The following is a 25665-nucleotide window of genomic DNA, read 5'->3' as shown; positions in this document are numbered from 1 at the left end:
CGGTATACTCGCCGGCCATGTCCACGCCCATCGCGATCCGCGCGCCTCTCGTCGGCCGCGAGGCCGAGCTCGCCGAGCTCGACGAGGCCCTCGCGCGTGCGCTCGGCACGGGTCGTCCACAGGCGATCACGATCATCGGCGGCGCCGGCGTCGGGAAGACACGCCTGCTCGACGAGTTCCTCGCGAAGGTGCGCGCGCGCGAGCGCCGCGTGCGCACCTTCCGCGGCGCGGCGCGCGAGAGCGGGCCGGCGTACGGCGTCGTGCAGCGCATCCTCCGCGCGCGCTTCGGCATCGTCGAGGGCGCCGATCCCGACGTGCAGCGCGAGGCGGTGCGCGCCGCGGTGACGGAGATCCTCGGCGACAAGCGAGTCACCGAGTTCCTCCACTTCCTCGGCGCGTTCCTCGATCTCACGTGGCCCGAGTCGCCGTTCACCAAGGCGTTCGAGGACGACCCCGAGCAGTTCGCGCGCATCGGTCGCGCGGTGCTGCGGCGCTTCGTGGAGGTCGACGCCGCGGTCTCGCCGCTGGTGCTGGTGTTCGAGGATCTGCACCTCTCGAACGACGACAGCCTCGAGCTGGTGCGCACGCTGCTCGAGTCGATGCACGACGCGCCGGTGCTGATGATCGTGAGCGCGCGCCCCGAGCTGCTCACGCGGCGCCCCGAGTGGGCCGAGAGCCACACGAAGCTCGAGCTCGCGCCGCTCAAGCCCGACGACGCCGCGCAGATGATGCTGCACCTGCTCGAGCCGACCGGCGATCCGCCGGAGGAGCTGGTCGACGCCGCGGTCGACATGGCGGGCGGCAATCCGTACCTGCTCGAGCAGATGCTCCGCACGTACGTCGCGAGCGGGACGCTGATCCCGCGCGCGGGCGGGCGCTGGGACGTCGACCTCGATCGGCTCGACGACGCGCAGCTGCCGCTCTCGGTCGACGACGCGATCGCGGCGCGCATCGCGTCGCTCACGCCGGCGGAGCGCGCGCTGCTGGAGATGGCGGCGGTGATGGGCGGCGTGTTCTGGCTCGGCGCGCTGGTCGCGCTGGGGCGCCTCGGCAAGAAGGCGCCGGAGCTCTGGGGCGGCGCCGAGGATCTCGGGGCGCACTACCGCGATCTGCTCGCGGGGCTCGCGGAGCGCGACTACGTGCTCGCGCTGCCGGACTCGTCGATCGGCAGCGAGCCCGAGGAGCTCGCGTTCAAGCACAACCTCGAGCGCGAGACGCTGTATCGCCTGACCAGCGCGTCGCAGCTGCGCCGCTACCACCGCGAGTTCGCGGAGTGGCTCGAGCTGCGCCTCTTCGAGGGCGCGCAGGCGGATCGTGTCGAGGAGCACTGCGAGATGCTCGCGACGCACTACGAGCGCGGCGGCGCGCCGCGGAAGGCGGCGGAGTACTTCCTCGCGGCAGGGGATCGGGCGCGCGCGCGCTACGCGAACGCGAAGGCTGCCGACTACTACGCGCGCGGTCTCGAGCTTCTCGGCGAAGAAGACGTCGTGGGGCGCCTCGAGGCGTACCACCACCAGGGCGACGTCCTGCAGCTCGCGGGTCGCAACGAGGAGGCGATCGCGAGCTTCCGCAAGATGCTCGAGATCGCGTGGCGCCTCGACTTCAAGAGCAAGGGCGGCGCGGCGCACAACCGGATCGGGCGCGTGTACCGCGCGATCGGTCAGCTCGAGGAGGCGATGCGCCACCTCGGCACCGGGCACGCGCTCTTCGACGCGGCCAACGACTCGCGCGGCGTGGCGAGCTCGCTCGACGACGTCGGCAAGGTGCACTGGATGCGCGGCGCCTACGAGCCCGCGGAGCGCTTCATGCGGCGCTCGCTCGAGATCCGCCGCGAGCTCGGTGATGCGAGATCGATCGCGCTCTCGCTGAACAACCTCGGGCTCGTCTACCAGGACAGCGGGCGCTTCGAGGAGGCGCAGGAGGCGTTCCAGGAGGCGCTGCTCATCCGCCGCGAGATCGGCGACCTGCCGGGCATGTCGCAGACGCTGAACAACATCGCGACGATCCACCAGGACAACGGCGATCACGCGCGCGCGAACGAGCTCTGGCGCGAGGCGCTCGAGTACGCGACGAGCGTCGGCGATCGCATGCGTCAGGCGGTGATCCTGACGAACCTCGGCGAGAACGCGTACCGCCAGGAGCAGCCCGAGGACGCGATCGCGGTGCTGCAGAAGGCGGAGGCGATCTCGAGCACGCTCGGGGATCGCATCCTCGAGGCGGAGATCCTCCGCGGCCTCGCGAAGGCGCACATGCTGGTGCACGACATCACGACGGCGCGTGACTTCATCGCGCGCTCGGTGGCGCTCTTCGAGAAGACGCGGAGCAAGCCGTTCCTCGGCGTCGCGCTGCGCACGGCGGGCGAGATCGCGGCGGCGGGCTCGTTCGGTGGCGGCGAGCACCAGCGCGCGAAGCACGCGTTCGAGCAGTCGGTGCGGATCTTCGAGGAGCTCGGCAACGAGGTCGAGCTGGCGCGGAGCTGCGAGGCGTTCGCGGCGTTCCTCGAGAGCGATCCCGACGCGAAGAACGATCCGGTGCGCGCCCACGAGGCGCGACGTCTTCGCACGCGCGCGGTCGAGATCCAGGAGCGGCTCGCGGCGAGCGGGAGCGACGACGCGCTGCCGCCGCTCGAGGGGGAAGAGACGTCGCCCGGGACCGTGCTCGCAGGGTGACGCGACGGCTCGCGCCTCGAGGGGCGCGAGCCGTCGTGGTGGGCTCACGGGCACTCGCCGTAGACCGGCAGCGTCGCGCTCATGTCGACCGGGTCGGGCATCTCGACGGTCGCGGGGAACGACACGGTGACGACGCCGCTCGTCGCGCTCTCGTCGTCGAACGTGACGCGCGTCTCGCGCTCCGCGACGTCGTCGAACCAGAGCGCGCCGTTGTCGGGGTAACACGCGTCGCGCGCCCACTCGACCTCGCGCGCGTCGTAGGTCGTGGTGACGGTGGTGCCCTCGACGGTGATCGCGCCGTCGATGGTGCGCGACGTCGTGGTCGGGCTGAGCGTCGCGTCGCTCGACACGTGCACGGCCTCGGCGCCGCCGGTCACGTCGAGGTCGAGCGCGACGTTCCACTCGAAGCCGTCGGCGGTGCGCAGCGTCGTGGTGCCGTCGAGCGTGCGGTCGTGGACGAGGAGATCGTCGAGCGTGAGCGTCAGGACGAGGTCCTCGCCGTCGCGCGACGCGACGATCTCCATCGAGCCCGCGGTCGCGCCGCCGGGCGCGATCCAGACCGGCGGGGGCGCCTCGGGATCCTCGGGCGGCGGGAGCTCGCAGCCTTGGCCCTGGATGGTCGCGGACACGGTGGTGCCGTCGAGCGTGACGGTCCCGCAGGTCGACACCACGCGCAGCGCGCTGCCGTGGATGTTCCCGGCGACCGTCTCGACCGCGCTCGTCGGGACGAGCGTGCCGAGCTCGCCGAGCGCGTCGACGACGTCGAAGACGAGCGCGGTCGCGAGGAGGCCCTCACCGCCGCGCACCACGCCCGCGGTGTCGAGCTCGGGCGCGGCGGGCTCCTCGGAGCCGCAGGCGCCGAGGGTCGCGACGAGCGAGAGGGACAGGACCGAGCGGGTGAGCGACGAAGAACGACTGGGTTGCATCGCGCGGAGCATAACGAGGACGGTCGCGCGCGCGCCGTGGAAACGCACGCTCCGCCGGCCTCCCGACGCGCACGAGATGCGCTACACCGTCGCCCCTGTGTCCGCCGCGCCTGCGATCCCTCCCGACGCGATCCCCGAGGCCGTGATCGATCTCTGCGAGCGCCTCGCGCGCAGCGGCTACCGTGCGTGGGTCGTCGGGGGATGCATCCGCGATCTCCTCATGGGCGAGCGGGTCTCCGACTGGGATCTCGCGACCGACGCGACGCCCGAGGACGTGATGCGCGTGTTCCGGCGCACGGTGCCCACCGGGATCGCGCACGGCACGGTGACCGTGCTCCACCGCGGCGGGCACTACGAGGTCACGACGCTGCGGGGGGAGGGCGCGTACACCGACGGGCGCCGGCCCGACAGCGTGCACTTCGTGTCGGACATCGAGGAGGATCTCGCGCGGCGCGACTTCACGGTGAACGCGATCGCGTTCGATCCGCGCCACGGAGAGATCGTCGATCCGTGGTGTGGCGTGCACGACCTCCAGCATCGCGTGGTGCGCGCGGTGCGCGATCCGCGCGAGCGGTTCGGCGAGGACGGACTGCGCGTGCTGCGCGCGGCGCGCTTCGTCGCGACGCTCGAGTTCACGCTCGATCCCGCGACCGAGGCGGCGATCCCGCCGACGCTCGAGACGTTCCGCAAGGTGAGCCCGGAGCGCGTGCACGACGAGTGGGTGAAGGCGCTGACGAAGGCGCGCGCGCCGTCGCGCGCGTTCGACGTGATGCGCCGCACCGGGATGCTCGCGATCAGCGGGCCCGCGATCGCCGCGCTCGACGACGAGGCGTTCGCGCGCACGCTGCGCCGCGTCGACGCCACGCCCCGCGCGGTCGCGCTGCGCGTCGCGGCGCTGCTCTGGGACGCGCCGGGCGATCACGACGCGTGGATGCGCGCCTTCCGGTTCTCGAACGAGGTGCGCGAGCTCGCCGCGCACCTGCTGCGGGCGCGCGGCGTGGAGGGCGCGGAGGCGTGGAGCGACGCGGACGTGCGGCGCTTCGTGCAGCGCGCGACGAAGGCGCACGTGGACGCGCTGCTCGAGATCGAGCGCGCCGATCGCATCGCGCGGGGCGCGCCGACGGCGCTCGTCGATGCGCTCTGGGCGCGGGCGCGCGCGCAGCTCGAGGCGAACGTGCCGCTGGTCGCGGGGGATCTCGCGATCGGCGGGAAGGACGTGATGAGCGCGCTCGGCAGCGGCCCCGGTCGCCACGTCGGGCGCATCCTCGCGGCGCTGCTGGCGCGCGTGGTGGAGGACCCGTCGTTCAACACGCGCGAGCGACTGCTCGCGCTGGTGCCCGAGGTCGCGAAGGAGCTCGCGTGAGCGGCTGGGTCGATCTCCACTGCCACTACCTGCCGGGCATCGACGACGGAGCGCGGACCGCCGACGAAGGGCTCCGGATGCTCGCCGGGCTGCGGGATCTCGGCTGGTCGAAGGTCGTCGCGACGCCGCACATCCGCACCGCGATGTTCGAGAACCGCGCGCCCGGTCTGCGCCGCGCGTTCGAGGAGATGAAGGACATCGTCGCGGGCGCGGCGCGCATGCCCGAGCTCGCGCTCTCCGCGGAGCACTACTGCGACGACGTCTTCTGGGATCTCTTCGTGCGCGGCGAGGCGCTGCCGTACCCCGGCGAGCGCGCCGCGCTGATCGAGTTCCACTACGACGCGTGGCCGCGCAACGTGGAGCGCCGGCTCTTCGACATGCAGGTGCGCGGCGTGCGCCCGGTGATCGCGCACCCGGAGCGGTACGCCGCGCTCTTCCGCGAGACCGATCCGCTCGACCCGCTGCTCGACGTCGGCGCGCTCACGCTGCTCGACGTGATGTCGCTGGTCGGGCGCTACGGCGAGCGCCCGCGGCGCGCGGCGGAGCGCATGCTCGAGGAGGGCGCGTACGACGCGGCGTGCACCGACACCCATCGCCCCGACGACGTCGCGATCGTCGAGCGCGCGGTGGAGCGCCTTCGCGCGCTCGTCGGCGCCGAAGAAGCCGAGCTCCTGCTCGGATCTCATCCGCGCGCGATCCTCGACGGCTCGTACGAGCCCTGACGATTGGACGACGGCGCGCGAGCCGTTCGGCCACGCTGGAGCATCGATCCCGACGCGCGGGACACCCACTCGACCGGATCCGCCCCCCCGAGTATCACTCCCCGTCTTCTCCGGATGTCTTCGACCGCGACGACCGAGAGCGCTTCGAGCGCGCCCACCCCCGTGACCGCTTCCCTGCCGCCGGCGCCCGCCACTGGTCCGACGTCGGAGCCCTCCTTCGCGCGTCGCGTGCTGCCGAAGCTCGGCATCTCGCTCGCGCTCGCGGGTCTCTTCGTGTGGCTGCTCGAGCGGGGCGGCATGCCGCTGATCCCGCCCGCCGACGCGTTCGCCCGGGTGCGGTGGTTGACGCTGCCCGCGTACGTCGCGCTGCTGCTCGTGACGCACTTCTTCCGCGCGAGCCGCTGGCGCTTCCTGATCGCGCCCGTGAAGAACGTGCCGTTCCGCGAGACGATCGTGCTCAACTGGATCGGCTTCTTCGCGATCTTCGCGCTGCCGCTCCGGCTCGGCGAGATGGCGCGCCCCGCGCTCACGAAGATCCGCCAGGGTGTGCCGATCTCCGCGGGCTTCGGGACCGTCGCGGTGGAGCGCGTGATCGACGGGCTCGTGACGAGCCTCTGCGTGGTGTGGGCGCTCGTCGCGCTGCCGCATCGCGACGTCGACGATCCGATCGCGCGCAGCCTTCCGTATTACGGCGGGCTCGCGGTGAGCGTGTTCGCGGCCGCGATGGTCGGGCTCGTGCTCTTCCTGTGGCAGCGCGCGCTCGCGGTGCGGCTCGTCGACTGGACGTTCGGCCTCGTGAGCAAGCGGCTCGCGTCGAAGGTCGCGGAGAAGGTCGCGAGCGTGGCCGACGGAGTGCGCTCGATCGCGGTGCCGAGCCTCGCGGCCGGGTTCGTGATCGAGACGCTCGTGTACTGGTTCGTGAACGCGCTCGGCATGTGGCTGCTCGGCTGGGGCTGCGGGCTCGACATGGGCTTCGGGCACGCGGTCGCGGTCATGGGGATCCTCGCGATCGGGATCCTGCTGCCGGCGGGCCCGGGGCTCTTCGGGAACTTCCAGCTCGCGATCTCGGTGGCGCTGAAGCTCTTCTTCGCGGAGTCGATCGTCGGCGCGGAGGGCGCGGTCTACGTGTTCCTGATGTACGTGACCCAGGCGCTCGTGATGACGCTGACCGGCGTGCTCCCGCTCTACGCGCTGCGGCTGCGGTTCTCGGATCTGCTCAGCGCGCGCGCCTGACCGTCGGAAAGTTGCGAGCGTCGCGCCGGCTCGTGTAACGGACGAGCTCGTGATGCGTCGTCGTTCGTTCCTCGCGGGCGTGCCCGCAGCGCTCGCGGTCCTCGCAGCGCCGCGCATCGCACGAGCGCGCGTGCAGACCGACTACGCGTACGCGTGGGCGCAGGTCTGGCAGGCGTCGGTGCGCCTCGTGCGCGTCGATCTCGGCTGTCCGATCACCGATCGCGACGAAGAGATCGGCTACGTGATGTTCGACTACGCCGACGCGGGGCGAACGCACGCGGGGAGCATCGAGCTCGTGCGCACGACGGGCAGTGACGGCATCGAGCGGGTGAGGGCGGTCGTGCAGATTCCCTCGATGCCGTCGTGGGTCGAGCGCATGCTCCTCGACCGTCTGTCGCGGAAGCTCCGCGAGGACTTCGGAGAGCCTCCGCGGCTCGCGCGCCCGGTGAGATCGGAGCGCGAGCGCCCCCCCGAAGACCCCGCCGAGCCCAGCGATCCGCCGGGCGAAACGCCTTCTCAGTGACTTTGCGCATAATGCGTTGACGCATCGGAGAACGCGCGTACTCTTCGCGCCCCGTGGCCCTGATCGTCCAGAAGTTCGGCGGCACCAGCGTCGGCTCGATCGAGCGGATCAAGAACGTCGCCCAGCGTGTCGCTCGTGCCCGTGCGGCCGGCGACGAGGTCGTGGTCGTCGCGAGCGCGATGTCGGGCGAGACGAATCGCCTGCTCGCGCTCGGCGCGCAGATCACCAAGCACCCGAACGAGCGCGAGCTCGACGCGCTGGTCGCGACGGGCGAGCAGGTGTCGGTCGCGCTGCTCGCGATCGCGCTCGAGTCGATCGGCGTGCCGGCGCGCTCGTTCCTCGGGCACCAGGTCCGGCTGCGCACCGACAGCGGGTTCACGAAGGCGCGCATCAAGGGCCTCGACGCCGACGTGCTGCTCGGGACGATCCGCGATGGTCGCGTGCCGATCGTCGCGGGGTTCCAGGGCGTCGACGACGCGGGCAACGTCACGACGCTCGGCCGCGGCGGCTCGGATACCACGGCGGTCGCGATCGCGGCGGCGCTCGGACAGGGCGTCGCGTGCGAGATCTACACGGACGTCGAGGGCGTCTACACGGCGGACCCCAACGTCTGCAAGAACGCGAAGAAGGTCGGGCGGATCAGCTACGAGGAGATGCTCGAGCTGGCCTCTCTCGGCGCGAAGGTCCTGCAGATCCGATCGGTGGAGCTGGCGATGAAGTACGCGGTCCCGGTGCACGTACGCTCGAGCTTCTCGGACGCCCCCGGCACGTGGGTCGTCGGCGAGGAGGCCTCGCTGGAGTCGGTCGTCGTCGCGGGTGTGACGAGCGACAAGAACGAGGCGAAGGTGACGATCCGCGACGTGCCCGATCAGCCGGGCCGCGCCGCGTCGCTCTTCGAGGCGCTCGCGGACGCGCGCATCTCGGTCGACATGATCATCCAGAACCCGAGCGCGACCGCGGGGACGAACAAGGGCACCACGGACATGACGTTCACGGTGCCCAAGGGCGACGTCGACAAGGCGCGCGAGATCGCGAAGAAGCTCTTCGAGTCGCAGGGCATCGACGTCGACGGCGACGTGGTGAAGGTGTCGATCGTCGGCCTCGGCATGCGCTCGCACGCGGGCGTCGCGGCGAAGATGTTCCGCATCCTCGCGGACGAGGGGATCAACATCCAGGCGATCAGCACGAGCGAGATCAAGGTCTCGTGCCTGATCCACTCGAAGTACCACGAGCTCGCGGTGCGCGCGCTGCACGACGGGTTCGGGCTCGGCGACTGAGCCCGCAACGATGCGTGGGGCGCGCTCGATGGCGCCCCGCGTGTCGACCGCTCGTCGTCCCACGTCGTCTCCGATCGCCGCGCTCGGCGTCCTGCTCGTCGCGGTCGCGCTGGGTGTGCTCGCCGCGCGGCATCGCTCCGCGCGCCCTCCGGTCGCCGCCATCGAGCTCGCGCCCGAGCCCGAGGAGACGCGCGAGGCGGGCCCGCTCGATCTGAACGTGGCCGACGCCGACGCGCTGCAGGCGCTCCCGCGGATCGGCCCCGCGCTCGCGCGTCGGATCGTCGAGGATCGCGAGGTGAACGGCCCGTTCGCGAGCGTCGAGGATCTCGATCGCGTACGTGGGATCGGCCCGGCGACGATCGAGCGTCTCCGCGCGCTGGTGCGGGTCGGCGACCCGACGTCGTCGCCCGAATGACGCGCCGCGCTCGCTTGCGCGCTCCCGGCGCCGAGCGTAGACCGACCGGCTTCTCACAGAAGCCAGGGGATTTCACCGCATGCGCGCCATTCGTACTTCAGCGAGCCGTGCTTCCTTCGCCGCGCTGCTCGCGTGCACCACGATCTTCACCGTCGCCTGCGGCGACGACGACGGGACCTCGAACGACGCCGGCACCGGCATGGACGCGGCGCGCTCCGACGCGTCGGCGCCCGCGTGCACGACGACCGGGCCGGAGAACACGGCGGCAGCGTGCAGCGACGGCTGCGACAACGAAGCCGATCCCGATGGCTTCGCCGATTGCGACGACCGCGACTGCTGCGGCGTGCGGAGCGACTGCCCGGCGACGACGTACTGCGGCCGGCAGCAGGACGGCGGCACGGTGATGGAGTGCGAGACCCCCGGCGATGAGAACACGGCGGCGGCGTGTAGCAACGACTGCGACGACGACGGGAACGGGTTCGCGGACTGCAACGATTTCGACTGCTGCGATCTCCGCAGTGACTGCCCGGCGTCGACCGCGTGCGGCCGCTCGACCATGCGTGACGGCGGGATGCGCTGCGACGCGGGTGGCGGCGTGGAGAACACCGCCGAGCTCTGCGACAACGGCGTCGACGACGACTGCGACGGCTTCGCGGACTGCGAGGACTTCGGCTGCTGCTCGCGCGTGAGCTGCGGCGCGGAGACGGCCTGCGGCCGTCGCCCCGACGGTGGTCCGCGCCCCGACGGTGGCAACACGGCGTGCGAGACGCGCGGTCCCGAGAACACCGTCGAGGCCTGCATGGACGGCTGCGACAACGACGGCAACGGCTTCTTCGATTGTCGCGACCGGAACTGCTGCCTCGTGCTCGAAGCAGGCGGGATGCGCTGCACGACCGGCTTCTGCTCCACGTTCAATCCCGGCACCGTGAACCTCTGCCCGGGCGACGACGTCACGATGCCGCCCGAGCGTGAGGCGACCCTCGCCGCGTGCAGCAACGACTGCGACGACGACCGCAACGGGTTCGAGGACTGCGGCGATCGCGGCTGCTGCCTGATCCGCTCCGCCGGCGGCTCGGCGTGCGGCGCGGGGACGTACTGCGCGACGTTCAACCCGGGCATGGTCAACCTGTGCGCGGGCGACGACGTCACGATGGATCCCGGCACCGAGAACACCGCCGAGACCTGCGGGAATTCGTGCGACGACGACCGCGACGGCTTCGAGGACTGCGAGGACCGCGACTGCTGTGAGGTCCGCACCGATTGCGGCGCGAGCACCTACTGCGGCATGCGCGACTGAGATCGAGCGACGCGAGAGCTCGAAGGACGCCCCCGAGCGAGCCACGCTCGGGGGCGTTCTCGCGTTCGGGGCAACGCTCGGCAGCGCGCGACGATGAGCGCGCGACCCATGACCAGGAGGACCTCGTGGTGCGATTCCGTTCGACGCCATTCGTGATTTCGCTGTTGCTCGCGACCGGAGGGTGCGAGACGCCGCTCGCCTGTGGCGAGAACCTCACGTACGACCGCGCGCAGCACCTGTGCGTGTGCCCGAACGGCGGGACGCATCGTGACGGCCTCTGCTACCTGGACGGCAGCGTCACGCCCCTCGACGGGATGGTCCTCGGCGACGCCGCGCGTACCGACGAAGACGCCGCGACCGACTCGGGCGACGTCGACGGCGATGGTTGCGTCGAGCGCACGTTCCATCGCGATCAGGACGAGGACGGCTTCGGCGATCCCGCTCGCACCGTGTCGGCGTGCGAGGCGCCCGACGGCTACGTCGTCGACGCGCGCGACTGCGACGACGCGTGCCGTGATTGCACCCCGTCCGGCACGGAGACGTGCGACGGCGGGGGTCACGACGAGGACTGCGATGGGCGCGTGGACGAGGGCCTGGCGCGGCTCGGCGCAGTCGTGCCCGTGATGGAAGGACGCGACAGCGGTTTGGAGTACCTCGCCTCGCCCATCGCGGCAGTCCCCGGCGTCGACGGCGAGACCATCGTGATCTGGAGCTGGGCAGAGCGGCAGACGGCCGGCGACCGCGACTACCTCTACTTGCAGCGCGTCGGAGCCGACGGGTCGCCCCTCGGCGCGCCCGTCGAGCTCTTTGGGGCGGAGGCGCTCGCGATGCTCGACGTACGTGTCGCCGCGTTCGCGCACGCGGGTCAGCTCGTGGTCGTCACGGCGACGGTCTTCGAGTTCGAGTGGCCGCGGATCGCGCTCGGTGTCCGTTCGCTCGAAGACCTCTCGGTCGTGCACGAGTCGCGTGTGGTCCGCCGCATCAACGAGGCGGTGACGACCGATCTCCGCACGATGGGCGAGCTCGCGGTCACGCCGCTCGACGATCGCGACGCGCTCGTCGTGCTGAGCGTCGAAGGCAGCACGTACGCGTTCGTCAGCGCGTGGAGCCCTCCCGTCGCGACGGCGACCGTCGCGCCGCTCCCCACCCCGCTCGGGACGGGCTTCGAAGGCGTCGATCTCGCGCCGGCCGGCGCAGGTCGGGCGCGCATCGCGTTCGGCGACGGCACGCATGTTCGCGTGGGCTTCGTCGATGGCGGGGGCGCGCTGTCGTCGACCGTCCCGCTCGGTGCGGGCAGCCGTCCTCGCGTCGTCGAAGCGAACGGCCGCATCGGCGTGCTGTACGCGGACGACAGCAACCGCGCGCGTTTCGCGTCGTTCACGGACGCAGCGCCGCCGGTGCCGGAGTCGGCCCTCGATCTCGGCGCCGTGGTGAGTGGCTCGGGTCGCCTCGCGCTCGCCGGCTTCGATGGCCGCGCAGAGTGGTGGGCCGCGCGCGTCGAGCAGCCGACCGTCGGTCGCAACCGCACGCGTCTCCACAGCCTCACGCCGCAGGACGACGGGTACGCGGTCCAGGACCTCGACCTGGGCGTGCCCGTCACCGGGACTCAGCGCGTCGTGGCGGCGCTCTCGAGCCCGGCCGCGGTGCTCTCGGTCGTCGGCGACACCTCGCTGCGCGCGGCCCGCTACGGCTGCGAGTGATCGTCAGATCTCGAACAGCATCTGCGCTCGGAGGATCGCGGTGATCCACACCGGGTCCGCCGGGCGCGGCGGCTGATCGCCGAACGACGTGAAGAGCACGTACGGGCGCACCTCGACGCCGATCGCCCACTCACGCGAGAGCAGCCAGTCGAGCCCGACCACCGCGTGGCCCGCGAAGTCGATCCACGCGTCGGTCGTGCCCTCGCGATCCCAGATCGAGACCGGCGCGTCGACGCCGAGCCCGAAGAACGGCACGAGCTCGAGGATGTCGATCAGGTACACCAGCTCGACCCCGACCGACGCGCGGTGCAGCAGCGCGTCGTCCACGTGGAGCGCGTACCCGGCGAGCGCCCGCACCTCCCACGTGTCGTCGAGCCCGAGCGACCCCTCGAGCTGCGCCACGAAACCGTGGTGTGGCAATGGATTGTCGCTCGCGACGGCGGCGTACCCGACGCCGAGCGCGAGGCCGATCTGGTCCTCGTAGGCGCGGGCGCTGGACGGGCAGAGCAGGGCGGCGGCGATCGCTGCGACGAGGCAGGTGGGTACGGCGCGCACCGCCGTCGTATGTCCCCCGTCCGTGGTGCTGTCGAGTCCACGTCGGAGGCCGCGAATCCTGCTCGGGCCGCGAGTTGCAGGTGTTTGGGGCCGCGTGTAATGTCCCGCCCTCGCGCCGGGCCCCGCCCGGATCGCGCGTGATCCGAGCGCTGCGCCGCCTTCCGCGACGGGGTGCTCGAGACCCGCGCGGCGCCCCACCGACGAACGACGGCGCGCGAGCGTCCGAGCCGGCCCCGCCCGGCGACCCAGGTCCTGGAGAGAAGCGTGCCCACCGAGCAGCAGAAGGACAACGAGGAGCGCGAGGGCGGCGAGCCGCAGACGCGCTCCGACGGAGCCGAGGACGACACGTCGGAGGAGACGCGCGAGGCGAGCGCGTCCACCGAGGACGGCGAGGCGGGCACCGGCGACGAGGACGAAGGCGAGGCCGAAGAGGCCGCCACGGCGAGCGGCGTCGCCCCCGTCTCGACCGCGAAGAAGCCCGCGGCCCGCAGCGGCAGCGCGGGTGCACGCCTCGCGGCCGCGAAGGCGGCCAAGGCGGCCAAGAAGGCCGCCAAGAAGGCGCAGCTCGCCGCAGAGGGCGCCCCGACCGACGAGCTGGCGATGACCGGTGGCGGCGCGCCCGCGAAGGCCCCCGAGGAGGTCCTGAAGGAGTCCGCGATCGGCGTCGCGGCCTCGAAGGCCGGCGAGTGGGCGCAGGCGAACCGCCAGATCGCGGTCGGGATCGTCGGCGTGCTGATCGTCGGCGCGCTCGGCTGGGTCGGCTACTCGTGGTGGCACGCGTCCCAGGCGCACGCCGCGGGCGCGCTGCTCACCGAGGCCGTCGAGATCGCGAACGCCGAGGTCGTGCGCGAAGGCGAGGAGCGCCCCGAGCCGGTCGAGGGCCGCGAGGAGGAGCGCACGTTCGCGACGCGCGAGGCGCGCGCCGAGGCAGCGCTCGAGGCGTATCGCCGGGTGCTCTCGGAGGCGGGCGGGTCCGACGCCGCGCGCTGGGCGCGCCTGGGCGAGGCGAGGGCGCTCTTCGACCTCGGCCGCAACGAGGACGCGCGCGGCGCGTACGAGACCGCGCTGCGCGAGGCCGGCGGCGATCCGATCGTCGCGTGGCGCGCGCTCGAGGGCATCGGCTTCACGTACGAAGCGGACCAGCAGTGGGACCAGGCGATCGAGCAGTACCAGGAGCTGCGCTCGATCGAGGACGGCGCGTACGAAGCGCCCGCCGACTACCACATCGCGCGCATGCGCATCGCGAAGGGCGAGCGCGTCGAGGCGACGACCGCGCTGCGTGGCCTCGTCGAGCGTCTCCGCGAGGAGTCGAGCGAGGGCGAGCCGGCGTTCCCGTACGTGATGGCGCAGGCCGAGGTACGGCTCCGCGAGCTCGATCCGGGCTCGGCCTCGAGCAGCTCGCCGATGATGATCGGGCCCGAGGGCGCGCCGGGTGGCTCGGGCGGTCTTCCGCCGGGCCTCGAGGGGATCGATCCGCAGATCCTCGAGCAGCTCCGCCGTCAGCTCGGTGCGGGCGGCGCGGGCGAGGGCGCGCCCGGCGAGGGCGTGCCCGAGTGAAGCGGGCGCTCGCGGCGCTGGTCGGGATCGGGGTCGGCGCCGCGTCGCTCGGAGCGTGCGGCGGCGCGCCGATCCCACTCGGCACGTACGACGAGGCCTACGACGCGCCGCGCGGGCGCACGCGCGAGGGCCGTCTGCCGATCCGCTGGACCAAGCGGATCGCGCCGGAGGACGAGGGACCGTACCTGCCGATCGAGCGGTCGGTGCCCGCGCTCGACGCGCGCGCCGATCGCATCTACGTCGGGTCCAGCGCCGGGGCGCTCTGGGCGCTCAGCGGCGCCGGCACGGAGATTTGGATGTATCAAGCGGGCGGCGCGATCGGCTCGCAGCCGCTCGTCGATCCCGACCGCGACGAGGTCTACGTCGCCAGCGACGACGGGCGCCTGCACGCGCTCGTCGCGTCGACCGGCGAGGTGCGCTGGCACGCCGAGGTCGGTGGCGCCGTGGGCCGTCCGCCGGTCGCGAGCGACGACGCGATCTACATCATCACCGACGCGGACGTGGTCACCGCGTTCGATCGGTCGACCGGTGAGGCGCTCTGGCGATACCGACGTGAGGCGCCCGAGGGCTTCTACGTGACCGAGCACGCCGGGCTCGCGCTCACGGAACGCCAGCTGATCACGGGGTTCACCGACGGTGTGGTCGTCGCGCTCGATCCGCGTGATGGCGCCGTGCTCTGGGAGCGCGACACCACCGCGGATCTGCGCACGACGAGCGACACGATCCGGTTCACCGACGTCGACACCACGCCGCTGGTGATCGGCGACACCGTGTACGTCGCGTCGTTCGCGGGCGGGCTCTACGCGCTGGAGCGCTCGAGCGGCTCGGTGCGCTGGCTGCGCGAGGAGCTGACGGGGATCACCGGGCTCGCGGAGGCGCCCGGCGGGCTCGTGATCGCGAGCTCGGGAGACCTCGGCGTGATGGCGCTGCGCGCGACCGACGGGGAGCGCGTGTGGACCAGCCGGATCGGACGCGGATCGCCGACGGTGCCGCGTGTCGTCGGCGACGTGGTGATCGTCGGTGAGAGCGAAGGCGGGCTCCTGACGCTTTCGCTCGGGCGTGGGACCGAGCTGGGCCGCATCGAAGCCGGACACGGGTTCGCGGCGCCTGCGGAGTTCTCCGAGGGGCTCGGCGGCGTGGTGTCGAACTCGGGGACGCTCTTCGTCTTCCGGCTGCTCTGAGTCACCAGAGGTCGTAGGCGACGTCGACGTGGAGCTCCTTGCCGTCGAACGGCGGGAGCTCGAGCCCGTAGAGAACGTCGGCCACGCACGAGCGCATCTCGACGTCGTCGGTCGGAGCCTGCCAGTCCGGGAGCTGGACCGACGAGACCAAGCCGTGCGGGGCGAAGACGAGTGACGCGCGGAGCGTCCCGCCGCGCGTCGCACCGACGCACCGCTGGATCGGGTCGCTGGCGCTCGCGAGCGTCTCGGCGAGGAGCGCGCCCGAGCGTGTCGGCGCCGGCGCTCCGACGATCCGCGCGCGTGGCGCCGACACGCAGCCAGGAAGCAGTAGCCCCGACGCCACGAGCGCGGCGACGACGACGAGCCTCGGTTCCATCAGCGAGGCACGTTGCTCCGTGGGGCGCGCGAGCAAGTCGCCGCGCGCGCGTCGCGAGACGGCGTGGGCCACTCCCCCGCGCCCACGCAACGAACTTCGCAGAAGATGGATTATGTCAAACGACGACCCGGGAAAAGCCCGACGATCCGCGCCACGCCGCCGCGCTCACTCCTTGCTGCCGAGGAGCAGTTTCGCGAGCGCGGTCGCGTCCACCCGCGCCGTCGAGACGAGCGCCTCGAGCAGCCCGCGACCGAGGCGCGCGACCTCGAGCAGCTCCTCGACGCGCTCCTTCTGCATCGCGATCCGGCGCCGCTCCACGTCGTCGCGCGGCGTCTGATCCGCCAGCGCGCGCAGCCCCTCTTCGAACGCCAGGATGGCCTCGTGGATCTCCACGAGCTCACGCTCGCGCAGCACCCGCGAGACCATCTTCCAGAGGCTGTTCTCCGCCGCGAAGTGCTCGGCGCGCGAGCCCTGCACCCAGACGCGCTTCACCACGCCCCAGCGCTGCAGCTCGTTGAGCGTCATCGACACCGAGCCGCTCGACAGCACGAGCCGCTCGCGCAGGTCGCGCGACGTGAGCGGCTCGTCGCTGAGGTGCAGCACGACCCACACCCGGCCCATGTTCCGCTTGAAGCCCCAGAACTCCATCAAGCGGCCGACCGCTTCGGAGACGATCCGCTCCGCGGGGCTCATCGTCGAGACGTCGCGTGTGCCCTCGTCGCTCACGTCGAACGCGTCGTCTCGCCCGCCGCGGGATCAGTCCCGCGCGAGCTCGATGTAGAAGCCGTCGTAGGCCTCGGCGTAGTCCTCGTCGCCCGCCGCGAACACGACCATGCGCACGTTGCCGCGCTGCAGGCCGCGCAGACCGATCGGCAGCACGAGCGCCGACGTGTCCGGCGGAGGCTCCTCGGGCAGCGCCTGCGGCTGCTCGCCCTGCGCGCCGCCGCCGACCGCCTGCTCGAGCAGCTGATCGATGCTGCCATCCGCCGCCGGCTGCTCGCCGCCCGCCTGCGGCGCCTGCTGCTGCGGCTGCGCGGGCTGCGGCTGGCCGGGCACCTCGGTGTCCGACTCCTCCGCGCGCGTGCTCGCCGCCTGGGCCGCCTGCGAGATCGGCGCGATCGGCTCCGGCACCACGTCGATCGCGCGCGCGCCCGTCGCGACCTCCGCGATCACCGGCTCGAGGCGCTGCATGGCCCACTCGATCGCGGCCATGCGCTGCGACGGATCCTCGTCGGTCACGAGCGTGCGGTTCTCGAGCTCGTACCAGCGCGAGAAGCCCTTGTTGGGCAGGAGCACCTCGACGCGCTGGACGCGCCCGCGGTCCAGGTGGAGCCGCAGGAAGACGTGCATCTCGCGATCGATGCGCGTCGCGCCCGGCACCGGGATCACGTAGCTCGCATGGTAGTGCTTGAGGCAGCCCTGCGGGTTGCACACCGGCGCCGGCGCCTGCCCGAACGCTTGCGAGAAATCGGGGTTCGCGCGCGCGACCGCGGAGATCGGCTGACCGAAGTTGCGAATGCCGAGCAGGGTGCGCGTCCAGAACGTGACCGCGCGCGTGACCCACAGCCGGCGCTCTTCCGCCGCGACCGCGCGCTGCTCCTGCTGGACCTCTTCGACGTGCTCCTGCTCGACCTCACGGCGCTCTTGCACCGTGCCGAGCGCCGCGAGGCGCTGCTGCGCAGCCTCGACGTGCGAGCCGTCCGGGTAGACCGACAGATAGAACTGGAGCCCCTCGCGCGTCGAGTTGCCCTCGGTCCAGATCGCTTCCTCGTGCTGCGCGCGCTCGGCGCGGACCTCTTCGATCCACAGGCCGCCCGGATAGTTCGTCGCGTAGCGCTCGAGCGCCGCGAGCCGATCGTTGCGCTCACGCGCCTGACGGACGCCGCGGTAGCTCGCGTACTCGTCGTGCGTCGCGACGGTCGCGCATCCGCTCGGAACGACCCCGAGGAGCGCGCCCGCGATCGCGAGCACCGAGATCCCGCGCTGCAGGGACTTCGCGGCGGTCAGACCGCGCACGGAGAAAAACCGCATGTCAGATCCCCTCCGGTTCGAAACCACCGCCGGATCCACCGCACACAGCTTGGCACTCGGGGAGCGAGATGTCGTCGGTGCCGACGCGCATGGGATCGACCAGCGCGCTGAAGCACGCGTCGACCGTCGACTGCGTCGGGTTGCACCCCGGGCCGAAGTTGAAGCCCGAGCACATCAACGGGATCTGGCCGACGCACGCCTGGTATCCCGGCTCGTCGAGGCGACCCGCGACGCGATCGCGCGCGCACGTGCGCTCGTTGTAGCCGCGGCAGTACTCCTGCGGATCGACGCTGCTCCCGCCGCTGCTGCACCCCGACACGTAGCCGGGCGTCGGCGCGCCGACGAACATCGCCATGATCAGGACCACTGCTGCACGCAGCAGGAAGTTCGCGCGCGGGCTCACGGAAGCACCTCGTACTCGAACATCAGACCGATCTCGCCGCTCACGGTCGGCCACACCATCGAGTCGCCTGCGAAGAACATCGCACCGTTCACCGCGGCGTACGCGCCGAGGCCGGTGAGGAACTTGAAGACGAGGCCGACCTGGAGCTCGAGGCCCCAGTTGAAGTCGGTGCTCGCCTGACGCGACGTGCCGGTGACCGCGGAGAGCGCGAGCGGCACGCCGAAGTGGCCCATCAGCTGGAACCACTGATCGAACCAGTAGCGGAGGAAGTAGCTCGGCGTGAGCACCCACTGGCCGAACGCGTCGATGCCGAGGCCCGCCGTGCCGTCGGGCGTCAGGTTCGTCCCGATGCCGAGCCCGGCGCCGTGCTGGAGATCACCGTCGCCTTCGAAGAACCAGCCGCCGCGCAGCTGGAGGTACGGCGGCGAGAAGCGACAGCCCTCGCGACCAGGCACGCCGGGATCGCAGACCGCCGCGTGCGCGAGGATGCGGACCGTGCCGCCGACGCCGAGCGACGCGAAGGCCTGACCGTAGTGGTGGTACGCGGGACGCTGCGCGCCCTCGCCTCCCTCGCCGCCCTCTTCGCCCCACGCGCGCCCGCCGCGCGAGCGGCCGGCCTCCTCGTGCTCTTCGGGCGGACCGTCCTGCGCGCGAGCGATCGTGGGCGCGAGACCCACGCAGGCGATCGCCAGCATCAGTGGGAGCGCACGGTAGGCGCAGGTCGTTGCATTTCGAAGCGAAAAAGCCTGGAGCCTCGACACGGTGGCGGACCCTAGATGAGCCTCCTGATGGGGTCAAGCGAGGCCTATGCGTGCTCGCAGGGCCGAAAACGTCGTGGTAGACCCGCGGCCGTGTCGAGGTTCCTCGCGGGGTTCGCAGCGGCGACGGTGGTCTGGGGCAGCGCAGCGGCCGCGCTGCACCTCGCGCTCGGATGGGGGCCTCCGAGCGAGCCCGAGGAGGTCGTCGAGATCGCGGACGCGACCGAGGTCGCCGCCGCGCCCGAAGAGACGACGAAGCGACGCGGCGGACGGCGCTCGGGGCGGCGCGGATCGCGCGGCGCCGAAGGCTCGAGCGCCGAGAGCGTGCCGCGCGGCGACGCGGTCACCGGCGACGATCTGCGCGAAGGCGAGATGCGCGTGATCGACGGCGAGGGCACCGGCGGCGAAGAGCAGCTGAGCGGCGCCGAGATCGACGCGGCGTTCGACGGCGCGATGGGACGCATCCGCCGCTGCTTCGTGCTCGCCGCCGGCGACGATCCCGTGACCGGACGGCTCACCTTCGGGCTGCGGATCGCGGGCACCGGACGCGCGACCGCGGTGAGCCTCAGCGGGCCCGCCGTCGTGACCACCGGCGACTGCGGCGAGTGCCTCCGCGACGCGGCGCGCGCGATCCAGTTCCCCCGCTTCGACGGGCCGGAGATGGTCGTGCGCTATCCGATCACGCTCGAATGACGAAGACGCGCGACGAGTGGATCGCGCGCGCGGTCGTGGTCGTCGCGGCGATCGCGACGTTCGCGCGCGGCGTGGGCGGCGGGCTCGTGGAGAGCTGGGACGACGGGCGCTTCCTCGTCGAGAACGCCGACGCGCGCCACGTCTCGTGGGACGCGCTCGTGCGCATGTGGAGCGGGCCGCGCTTCGAGGCGTACCAGCCGCTGCACCTCCTCTCGTACTGGATCGACGTGCCGTGGGCGGGCCCGAGCGCGCCGGTCGTGCACGCCGTGTCGCTCGCGCTGTGGTGCGGCGCGCTGCTGCTCGTGCTCGCGCTGTTCCGGAAGCTCGGGCTCGCGCTCGTGCCGGCGGTGATCGCGACGCTCTTCTTCGGGCTGCATCCGGTGCAGGTCGAGGCCGTGACGTGGGCGACCGGGCGCAAGGACGTGCTCGCCGTCGCGCTCGCAGCGGGCAGCGCGATCGCGCATCTGCGCTCGGAGCGCTGGCGCGATCGCGACGCGTGGATCTCGCGCGTCCTGTACGTGCTCGCGGCGCTCACCAAGACGATCGTGCTGCCGCTGCCGATCGTGCTGTTCGCCGCGGACGTGCTGCTGCGCAAGCGTGACGCGCGGAGCGCGCTGATCGCGCAGCTGCCCTCGCTCGTCGTCGGGGCGGGGCTCGCGGCGATCGTCGTCGCGCTGTGGAGCGAGAACGAGATGATCCGCACCGGCGGCTCGCCCTCGCTCGTGCTCGCGACGTACGCGCACCACCTCGCGACCGCGCTCTGGCCCGCCTCGGTCTCGCCCATCTACCCGCTCGCCCGCGAGGAGGCGCCGAGCCTCGCCCGGACGCTCGTCGGGTGCGGCGTGATCGTCGCGACGATCGTCGTCGCGTGGCGCGCGCGCGAGCACGAGATCGGGCGACGCGTGCTCTTCGGGATGATCGCGTTCGTGGTGCTCCTCGCGCCCGTCTCGAACGTCCTTCCTCTGCACTTCCAGTGGCACGACCGCTACGTCGTGCTGCCGCTGCTCGGGCTCGCGTTCGTGCTCGGCGCGTGCGTCGACGCGCTGCGCGCGAGCCGCGTCGTGGTCGCGATCGCGGCGCTCGCGTGCGTCGCGCTCGCGCTCCGGACGGTCGCGTACGAGGGCGCGTGGGCGAGCGATCTCGCGCTCTGGCAGCACGCGGTGCAGGCGCAGCCGCGCGCGTTCTACGCGTGGCTGAAGCTCGGTGAGGTGCGCCGCGACGCGGGCGATCACCGCGGCGCGCTGCGCGCGTACCAGGAGGCGATCGAGATCGCGCCGCAGCTGCGCCTCGGGCACGGCGCGTTCATGTCCGCGCTGCTCCTGCGCGAGGAAGCGCGCCGCGACATCACGCCGTCGCGCGCGACCGACACCGCGCAGCGCTTCATGGTGCGCATGGACGATCCCGTCGCGCTGCGCGAGCTCGCGGGCGAGATGGCGCAGCTGGGCTACCGCGACGGAGTCACTTACGCGCTGGCGCGCGCGCTCGACATCGAGCCGATCTCCGACGAGCGCCTCGAGCGCGCCGCGCAGGTGCAGCTCACGCAGGGCAACGAGTGGCTCGCGCGCTTCTATCTCTCGCGCATGGGCCGCAACCCCGTGATCCCCGAGGTCATCCGCTACGTCGAGCGCGAGCGGGCCCGGGAGCGCGCCGAGGACGAGGCCGTGCCCTCGCCTGCGCGCGCTCCCAGCGAGACCGAAGAGGCTACTCGCCCTTGAACACCGGCTTGCGCTTGTGCGCGAACGCCGCGAGCGCCTCGAGGCGATCCTTCGACGCGAGCGTGCGCTCGTAGCAGAGCCGCTCGATCGAGAGCCCTTCTTCGAGCGGCTGATCGGCGGCCGCGTCGATCGCGGTGAGCGCCGCGGAGATCGCGATCGGCGCGCCGGTGAGCAGCGGCTGCGCCCACTCGATCGCGGCGTCGAGCGCGCGCTGCTCGGGCGCGGCGAGGCGCTGCACGATCCCATAGGCGAGTGCCTCCTCGGCGCTCAGGCGACGCGCGAAGAGGATCAGCTCCTTCGCGCGCGCCGGTCCGAGCTCGCGCGTCAGGCGCTGCGTGCCGCCGGCCCCCGGGATGATCCCGAGCGAGGTCTCGGTGAGCCCGAGCTGCGACGTGCGCGACGCGATGCGCAGATCACACGCGAGCGCCAGCTCGAGCCCGCCGCCGAACGCGACTCCGTCGATCGCCGCGATCACCGGCACCGGCAGCCGATCGAGATCGCGCAGCGAGACGCGATAGAGGCTGAGGAAGTCGCGCACCTCTTCCTCGACCATGCCCTGGCGCTCCTTGAGATCCGCGCCCGCGCAGAACGCCTGATCGCCCGCGCCGGTCACGATCACCGCGCGCAGCGTCGGATCCTTCGCGCCCTCGCGCGCGAGCCGACCGAGCTCGCGCACCACCGATCGCGACAGCGCGTTGCGGCGATCGGGACGATCGATCGTCCAGATCGCGAGCGCGCCACGGCGCTCCGCGCGCACGCCCACCGATCCACCCGCCGTCTCGATCTCGCGCTCGACCTGGTTCGTCATCCCGCGCGCCCTACCCCGCGCGGCGCGAACCGGTCAAGCCTCGATGGGAGTGCTCGGCCGCGGAGGGGCCGCACGGGAGCGTGCGGAGCACGCGGACGGGAGGGCCCGCCGTGGCCGAGCCGATTTTGCTCACCTCGATGGGAGTGCTCGGCCGCGGAGGGGCCGCACGGGAGCGTGCGGAGCACGCGGAGGAAGGACCCGCCGTGGCCGAGCCGAGGTTTGGAGATCACCACGGCGTCTCGACGCGGAAGCACCCGCCGGGCAGCTCGCAGAACGACTGCAGCTCGGAGCCCTGCTCGCTCGTCGTGACGACCGCGATCACCGTGATCGCCACCGCGATCGCCACCGCGCCGCCGCCGATCGCGATCCACGTGACCGGCTCCTCGTACCACTCGGTCGTGTCCGGCGTGTCCGACAGCATCTCGGGCGGCAGCGCCTCGAGCGTCAGCTGCAGCTCCTCGCGCGTGCCGGCGCGCGCTTCGATCTGCCGCACCACGTCGGCGTAGCCGCGATGCGCGACGCGCAGCGAGTGCGCGCCCTCGAGCAGATCGAACTCGACCGGCGTGTCGCCCATGAAGTCGCCGTCGACGTAGACGTGCGCGCCCGGCGGCTCGGTCGTGACCGCGAGCACCTGCGACAGAGGGAACAGCTCGACCGAGACCTCGGTCCGCTGCCCGGCCGCGACGTGCACGACGTCGGTGAACTCGGTGTAGCCGGCCATGCGCACGCGCACGGTGTGCGAGCCCGGCGCGAGCGTGATCGGATCGAGCGGCGTGGTGCCGACCGGCTGCTCGTCGACGAACACCTCGGCGCCCGCTTGCGTCGCCTGCAGCGCGAGCGTGCCCTGCGCGGGCGCGCGTGGAGTGCGACGTCGCTGCGCGTCGACCGGCGCGGACCACACGAGCACGCCGAGGAACGCGACGAGCGCAGCACGAAGGGCGAGCACGCGCCTCATCGTACGGGCGATCACGACGCGAGATCCACCACGACGGTTTGCTACCCTCCCGCGACGATGAACGCCGCACTCGATCCCGCCGACGATCTGATCTCGTACGTGAACGCGTCGCCGACGCCCTGGCACGCGGTCGGCGAGACGATCCGGCGGCTCGAGACCGCGGGCTATCGCCGCCTCGACGAGGCCGAGAGCTGGAGCGTGAAGCCCGGCGATCGCGTGTACGTCGTGCGCGCGGGATCGTCGATCGCGGCGCTGGAGATCGGCGATGCCGCGCCCGAGACCGCGGGGTTCCGCCTGATCGGCGCGCACACCGACTCGCCGAACCTGCGCGTGAAGCCGAACGCGCAGCTCAAGCGCTCGGGGCAGCACCAGATCGGCGTCGAGATCTACGGCGGCGTGCTGCTCTACACCTGGCTCGATCGCGACCTCGCGCTCGCCGGTCGCGTGATGGTGCGCGCGGGCAACGCGCTCGACGCGCGCCTCGTGCGCTTCGACCGCGCGATGCTGCGCGTGCCGAGCCTCGCGATCCACCTCGATCGCGCGGTGAACACCGAGGGGCTCGTGCTCAACGCGCAGAGCCACATGGTCCCGCTGCTCGCGCTCGAGTCGGGCGGCGCGCTCGACTTCAAGGCGCTCCTCGCGGACGCGGTGCGTCGCGACGGAGAGAGCCTCGCCGCGGGCGACGTGCTCGCGTTCGAGCTCTGCGCGTACGACGTCGTGCCCGCGACGCGCGGCGGCGTGCGCGGCGAGTACGTGTTCGCGCCGCGCCTCGACAACCTCGCGTCGTGCCACGCGTCGCTCGCCGCGCTGCTCGACGCGCCCGCGGCGCCGCACGTCACGCGCGGCGTGTTCCTCTTCGACCACGAGGAGGTCGGGAGCATGAGCGCACAGGGCGCGGACGGGCCCTTCCTGCGCGACGTGCTCACACGCGTCTGCGAGGCGCACCCGAAGTCGTCGCGCGATGCGCTGCCGCGCGCGCTCGCGCGCTCGTTCTTCGTGTCGGCCGACATGGCGCACGCGCTGCATCCGAACTACGCGGACAAGCACGAGCCCCAGCACCAGCCGCAGCTCGGCGGCGGCCCGGTGATCAAGTCGAACGCGAACCAGCGCTACGCGACCGACGCCGAGGGCCAGGCGCGCTTCGAGATGTGGTGCGCCGAGGCGGACGTGACGCCGCAGCGCTTCGTGACCCGCACCGATCTCGCGTGCGGCAGCACCATCGGGCCGATCACCGCGGCAGGGCTCGGCATGCGGGTGGTCGACGTCGGCAACCCGATGCTCTCGATGCACTCGTGCCGCGAGATGAGCGGCGCGGCCGACGTCGCGAAGATGATCGCGGTGATGCGCGCGTTCTTCACCGCGCACAGCTGACTCATCCGCGACTCGAACCGATTTCGACCCAGCTCGAGCCGGGTCCGCGGGCACCCAAACCGATTTCGACCCAGCTCGAGCCGGGTCCGCGGGCACCCAAACCGATTTCGACCCAGCTCGAGCCGGGTCCGCGGGCACCCAAACCGATTTCGACCCAGCTCGAGCCGGGGTCCATTCGGTTCGAACCGATTTCGACCCAGCTCGAGCCGGGGTCCATTCGGTTCGAACCGATTTCGACCCAGCTCGAGCCGGGGTCCATTCGGTTCGGCGACTCCGCGGACCAGCTCGAGGTGGGGTGCCATCGGCTCGGCGGTGCGCAGAGCAGCGCGCGCCCGACGTCGCGCGACGCAACGGGTCGCGCGGGCAGCGCGAGCCGGCCTGGAATCGGTCCCGACGATCAGCGCTCGGCGATCGGGAGCGCCGAGAGCTCGCTGATGCGCTCGCGCACGTCGTCCATCAGCGTGTCGAGCGGCGACGACGTGACGACCTCCGGCGGGATCGGCTCGCCGACGTGGATCACGACGCGCCCCGGCACGGCCGCCGCGGCCTCGCGCGGCCAGACCGCGCGCGAGCCGCGGATGCCGACCGGCACGATCGGGACGCCCGCCTTCCGCGCGAGGTGGAAGCCGCCCTTCTTGAAGCGCTGCACCTCGAGGCGCGCGCCCCGCGTGCCCTCGGGGAACACGAGCAGCGGGTTGCCCGGGCGCAAGCGACGCGCGGCGTCGTCGATCGTCTCGATCGCGCGATCGTGCTTCGCGCGATCGATGAACACGTGCCCGCCGGTCTCCATGATCCGACCGAAGAGCGGCACCGCCTGGAGCTCGCGCTTCGCGAGGAACACCGGGAGCACCGGCAGCGCGAGGAAGAGCGCGACGACGTCGGCGTGGCTCTGGTGGTTCGCGAGCAGCACGCACGGTCGATCACGCGGGACGCGATCGACGTCGTGCGCCTCGACCTCCATGCCCCAGCCGCGCGCGAGGCCCTGCGCCCAGAGCCGCGTGTGGCGCTCGAGCGCCTTCGCGTCTCGATGCACGGCTTGATAGCCGAGCGCGTACGAGCACATCACGCCCGTCCAGGAGAACGTGATCAGCGCGTTTCCAGCGAGGCGCGCGCGCACGGGCGGAAGATACGCGGCGG

General features: G+C 72.3%; 24 protein-coding genes. 14 read left to right on the top strand and 10 right to left on the bottom strand.

Annotated elements, in window-relative coordinates:
- Positions 1-17: 17 nt before the first annotated feature.
- Positions 18-2669 (top strand): ATP-binding protein, encoded by a 2652-nt coding sequence (locus tag DB32_RS19895; protein WP_053234184.1) that lies wholly within the window; start codon positions 18-20, stop codon positions 2667-2669.
- Between the two features lie 44 nt (positions 2670-2713).
- On the opposite strand, the gene DB32_RS19890 is transcribed toward DB32_RS19895, so the two are convergent.
- Positions 2714-3595, bottom strand: coding sequence for a hypothetical protein (locus tag DB32_RS19890; RefSeq protein ID WP_157069205.1), 882 nt, complete (start codon positions 3593-3595; stop codon positions 2714-2716).
- Between the two features lie 97 nt (positions 3596-3692).
- On the opposite strand from DB32_RS19890, the gene DB32_RS19885 reads away from it, so the two are divergent.
- The 8 genes from DB32_RS19885 (at position 3693) to DB32_RS19845 (ending at position 12125) form a co-directional block, all read left to right on the top strand.
- Positions 3693-4958 (top strand): CCA tRNA nucleotidyltransferase, encoded by a 1266-nt coding sequence (locus DB32_RS19885; protein ID WP_240481225.1) that lies wholly within the window; start codon positions 3693-3695, stop codon positions 4956-4958.
- Positions 4955-5680 (top strand): tyrosine-protein phosphatase, encoded by a 726-nt coding sequence (locus DB32_RS19880; protein WP_053234178.1) that lies wholly within the window; start codon positions 4955-4957, stop codon positions 5678-5680. Before DB32_RS19885 ends, DB32_RS19880 begins: the two co-directional genes overlap by 4 nt.
- A 162-nt stretch (positions 5681-5842) precedes the next feature.
- Positions 5843-6913, top strand: coding sequence for a lysylphosphatidylglycerol synthase transmembrane domain-containing protein (locus DB32_RS19870; RefSeq protein ID WP_169791491.1), 1071 nt, complete (start codon positions 5843-5845; stop codon positions 6911-6913).
- 52 nt (positions 6914-6965) lie between these two features.
- Complete coding sequence (locus DB32_RS19865; protein WP_053234175.1) at positions 6966-7436, top strand: hypothetical protein; 471 nt, start codon at positions 6966-6968, stop codon at positions 7434-7436.
- 53 nt (positions 7437-7489) lie between these two features.
- A complete protein-coding gene (locus DB32_RS19860) occupies positions 7490-8713 on the top strand; it encodes an aspartate kinase (protein WP_053234174.1) in 1224 nt (407 codons plus the stop codon).
- 40 nt (positions 8714-8753) lie between these two features.
- Complete coding sequence (locus DB32_RS19855; protein WP_205627063.1) at positions 8754-9128, top strand: ComEA family DNA-binding protein; 375 nt, start codon at positions 8754-8756, stop codon at positions 9126-9128.
- Positions 9129-9207: 79 nt separating this feature from the next.
- Positions 9208-10425 carry a hypothetical protein gene (locus DB32_RS19850; protein WP_157069203.1) on the top strand — a complete coding sequence of 406 codons (1218 nt, stop codon included), beginning with the start codon at positions 9208-9210 and terminating at the stop codon, positions 10423-10425.
- 128 nt (positions 10426-10553) lie between these two features.
- Complete coding sequence (locus DB32_RS19845) at positions 10554-12125, top strand: hypothetical protein (protein WP_157069202.1); 1572 nt, start codon at positions 10554-10556, stop codon at positions 12123-12125.
- 3 nt (positions 12126-12128) lie between these two features.
- Here the strand turns inward: DB32_RS19845 and DB32_RS19840 are convergent, their stop codons facing one another.
- Positions 12129-12680, bottom strand: a complete 552-nt coding sequence (locus DB32_RS19840) for a hypothetical protein (RefSeq protein WP_053234166.1) — start codon at positions 12678-12680, stop codon at positions 12129-12131.
- Positions 12681-12944: 264 nt separating this feature from the next.
- Between DB32_RS19840 and DB32_RS19835 the strand changes: the two genes are divergently transcribed.
- Together DB32_RS19835 and DB32_RS19830 are read left to right on the top strand one after the other, a co-directional pair.
- Positions 12945-14237 (top strand): YfgM family protein, encoded by a 1293-nt coding sequence (locus tag DB32_RS19835; protein ID WP_157069201.1) that lies wholly within the window; start codon positions 12945-12947, stop codon positions 14235-14237.
- Complete coding sequence (locus DB32_RS19830; protein WP_053234161.1) at positions 14234-15418, top strand: outer membrane protein assembly factor BamB family protein; 1185 nt, start codon at positions 14234-14236, stop codon at positions 15416-15418. Before DB32_RS19835 ends, DB32_RS19830 begins: the two co-directional genes overlap by 4 nt.
- 1 nt (position 15419) lies before the next feature.
- Here DB32_RS19830 and DB32_RS19825 read toward each other — a convergent pair whose 3' ends face one another.
- The 5 genes from DB32_RS19825 to DB32_RS19805 all read right to left on the bottom strand — a co-directional run bounded on the left by DB32_RS19825 (position 15420) and on the right by DB32_RS19805 (position 18923).
- Positions 15420-15794, bottom strand: a complete 375-nt coding sequence (locus DB32_RS19825) for a hypothetical protein (RefSeq protein WP_053234158.1) — start codon at positions 15792-15794, stop codon at positions 15420-15422.
- Between the two features lie 165 nt (positions 15795-15959).
- Positions 15960-16520: a GbsR/MarR family transcriptional regulator gene (locus DB32_RS19820; RefSeq protein WP_083457523.1), complete on the bottom strand. Its 561-nt coding sequence runs from the start codon at positions 16518-16520 to the stop codon at positions 15960-15962.
- 30 nt (positions 16521-16550) lie between these two features.
- Positions 16551-17825, bottom strand: a complete 1275-nt coding sequence (locus tag DB32_RS19815) for a hypothetical protein (RefSeq protein ID WP_053234156.1) — start codon at positions 17823-17825, stop codon at positions 16551-16553.
- Position 17826: 1 nt separating this feature from the next.
- Positions 17827-18228 carry a hypothetical protein gene (locus DB32_RS19810; protein WP_053234155.1) on the bottom strand — a complete coding sequence of 134 codons (402 nt, stop codon included), beginning with the start codon at positions 18226-18228 and terminating at the stop codon, positions 17827-17829.
- Positions 18225-18923 carry a hypothetical protein gene (locus tag DB32_RS19805; RefSeq protein ID WP_053234153.1) on the bottom strand — a complete coding sequence of 233 codons (699 nt, stop codon included), beginning with the start codon at positions 18921-18923 and terminating at the stop codon, positions 18225-18227. The genes DB32_RS19810 and DB32_RS19805 overlap by 4 nt, the downstream gene beginning before the upstream one ends.
- A gap of 156 nt (positions 18924-19079) precedes the next feature.
- Between DB32_RS19805 and DB32_RS19800 the strand changes: the two genes are divergently transcribed.
- Together DB32_RS19800 and DB32_RS19795 are read left to right on the top strand one after the other, a co-directional pair.
- Entirely contained in the window at positions 19080-19679 is a 600-nt protein-coding gene (locus DB32_RS19800; protein WP_053234152.1) for a hypothetical protein, read from the top strand.
- Positions 19676-21394, top strand: coding sequence for a hypothetical protein (locus DB32_RS19795; RefSeq protein WP_053234150.1), 1719 nt, complete (start codon positions 19676-19678; stop codon positions 21392-21394). Before DB32_RS19800 ends, DB32_RS19795 begins: the two co-directional genes overlap by 4 nt.
- Here DB32_RS19795 and DB32_RS19790 read toward each other — a convergent pair.
- Positions 21381-22202, bottom strand: a complete 822-nt coding sequence (locus tag DB32_RS19790; RefSeq protein WP_053234149.1) for an enoyl-CoA hydratase-related protein — start codon at positions 22200-22202, stop codon at positions 21381-21383. The genes DB32_RS19795 and DB32_RS19790 overlap by 14 nt on opposite strands.
- A gap of 226 nt (positions 22203-22428) precedes the next feature.
- Positions 22429-23148, bottom strand: a complete 720-nt coding sequence (locus tag DB32_RS19785) for a PEGA domain-containing protein (protein ID WP_169791490.1) — start codon at positions 23146-23148, stop codon at positions 22429-22431.
- Positions 23149-23214: 66 nt separating this feature from the next.
- Between DB32_RS19785 and DB32_RS19780 the strand changes: the two genes are divergently transcribed.
- Positions 23215-24528, top strand: coding sequence for a M18 family aminopeptidase (locus tag DB32_RS19780; protein ID WP_053234147.1), 1314 nt, complete (start codon positions 23215-23217; stop codon positions 24526-24528).
- A gap of 397 nt (positions 24529-24925) precedes the next feature.
- Here the strand turns inward: DB32_RS19780 and DB32_RS19775 are convergent, their stop codons facing one another.
- Complete coding sequence (locus DB32_RS19775) at positions 24926-25645, bottom strand: lysophospholipid acyltransferase family protein (RefSeq protein ID WP_157069199.1); 720 nt, start codon at positions 25643-25645, stop codon at positions 24926-24928.
- Between the last annotated feature and the right edge of the window lie 20 nt (positions 25646-25665).

This window comes from Sandaracinus amylolyticus, assembly GCF_000737325.1.
GTDB lineage: Bacteria > Myxococcota_A > Polyangia > Polyangiales > Sandaracinaceae > Sandaracinus > Sandaracinus amylolyticus.
The sequence above is the reverse complement of the archived record's forward strand: the minus strand, read 5'-3'. Positions and strand labels throughout refer to the sequence as shown.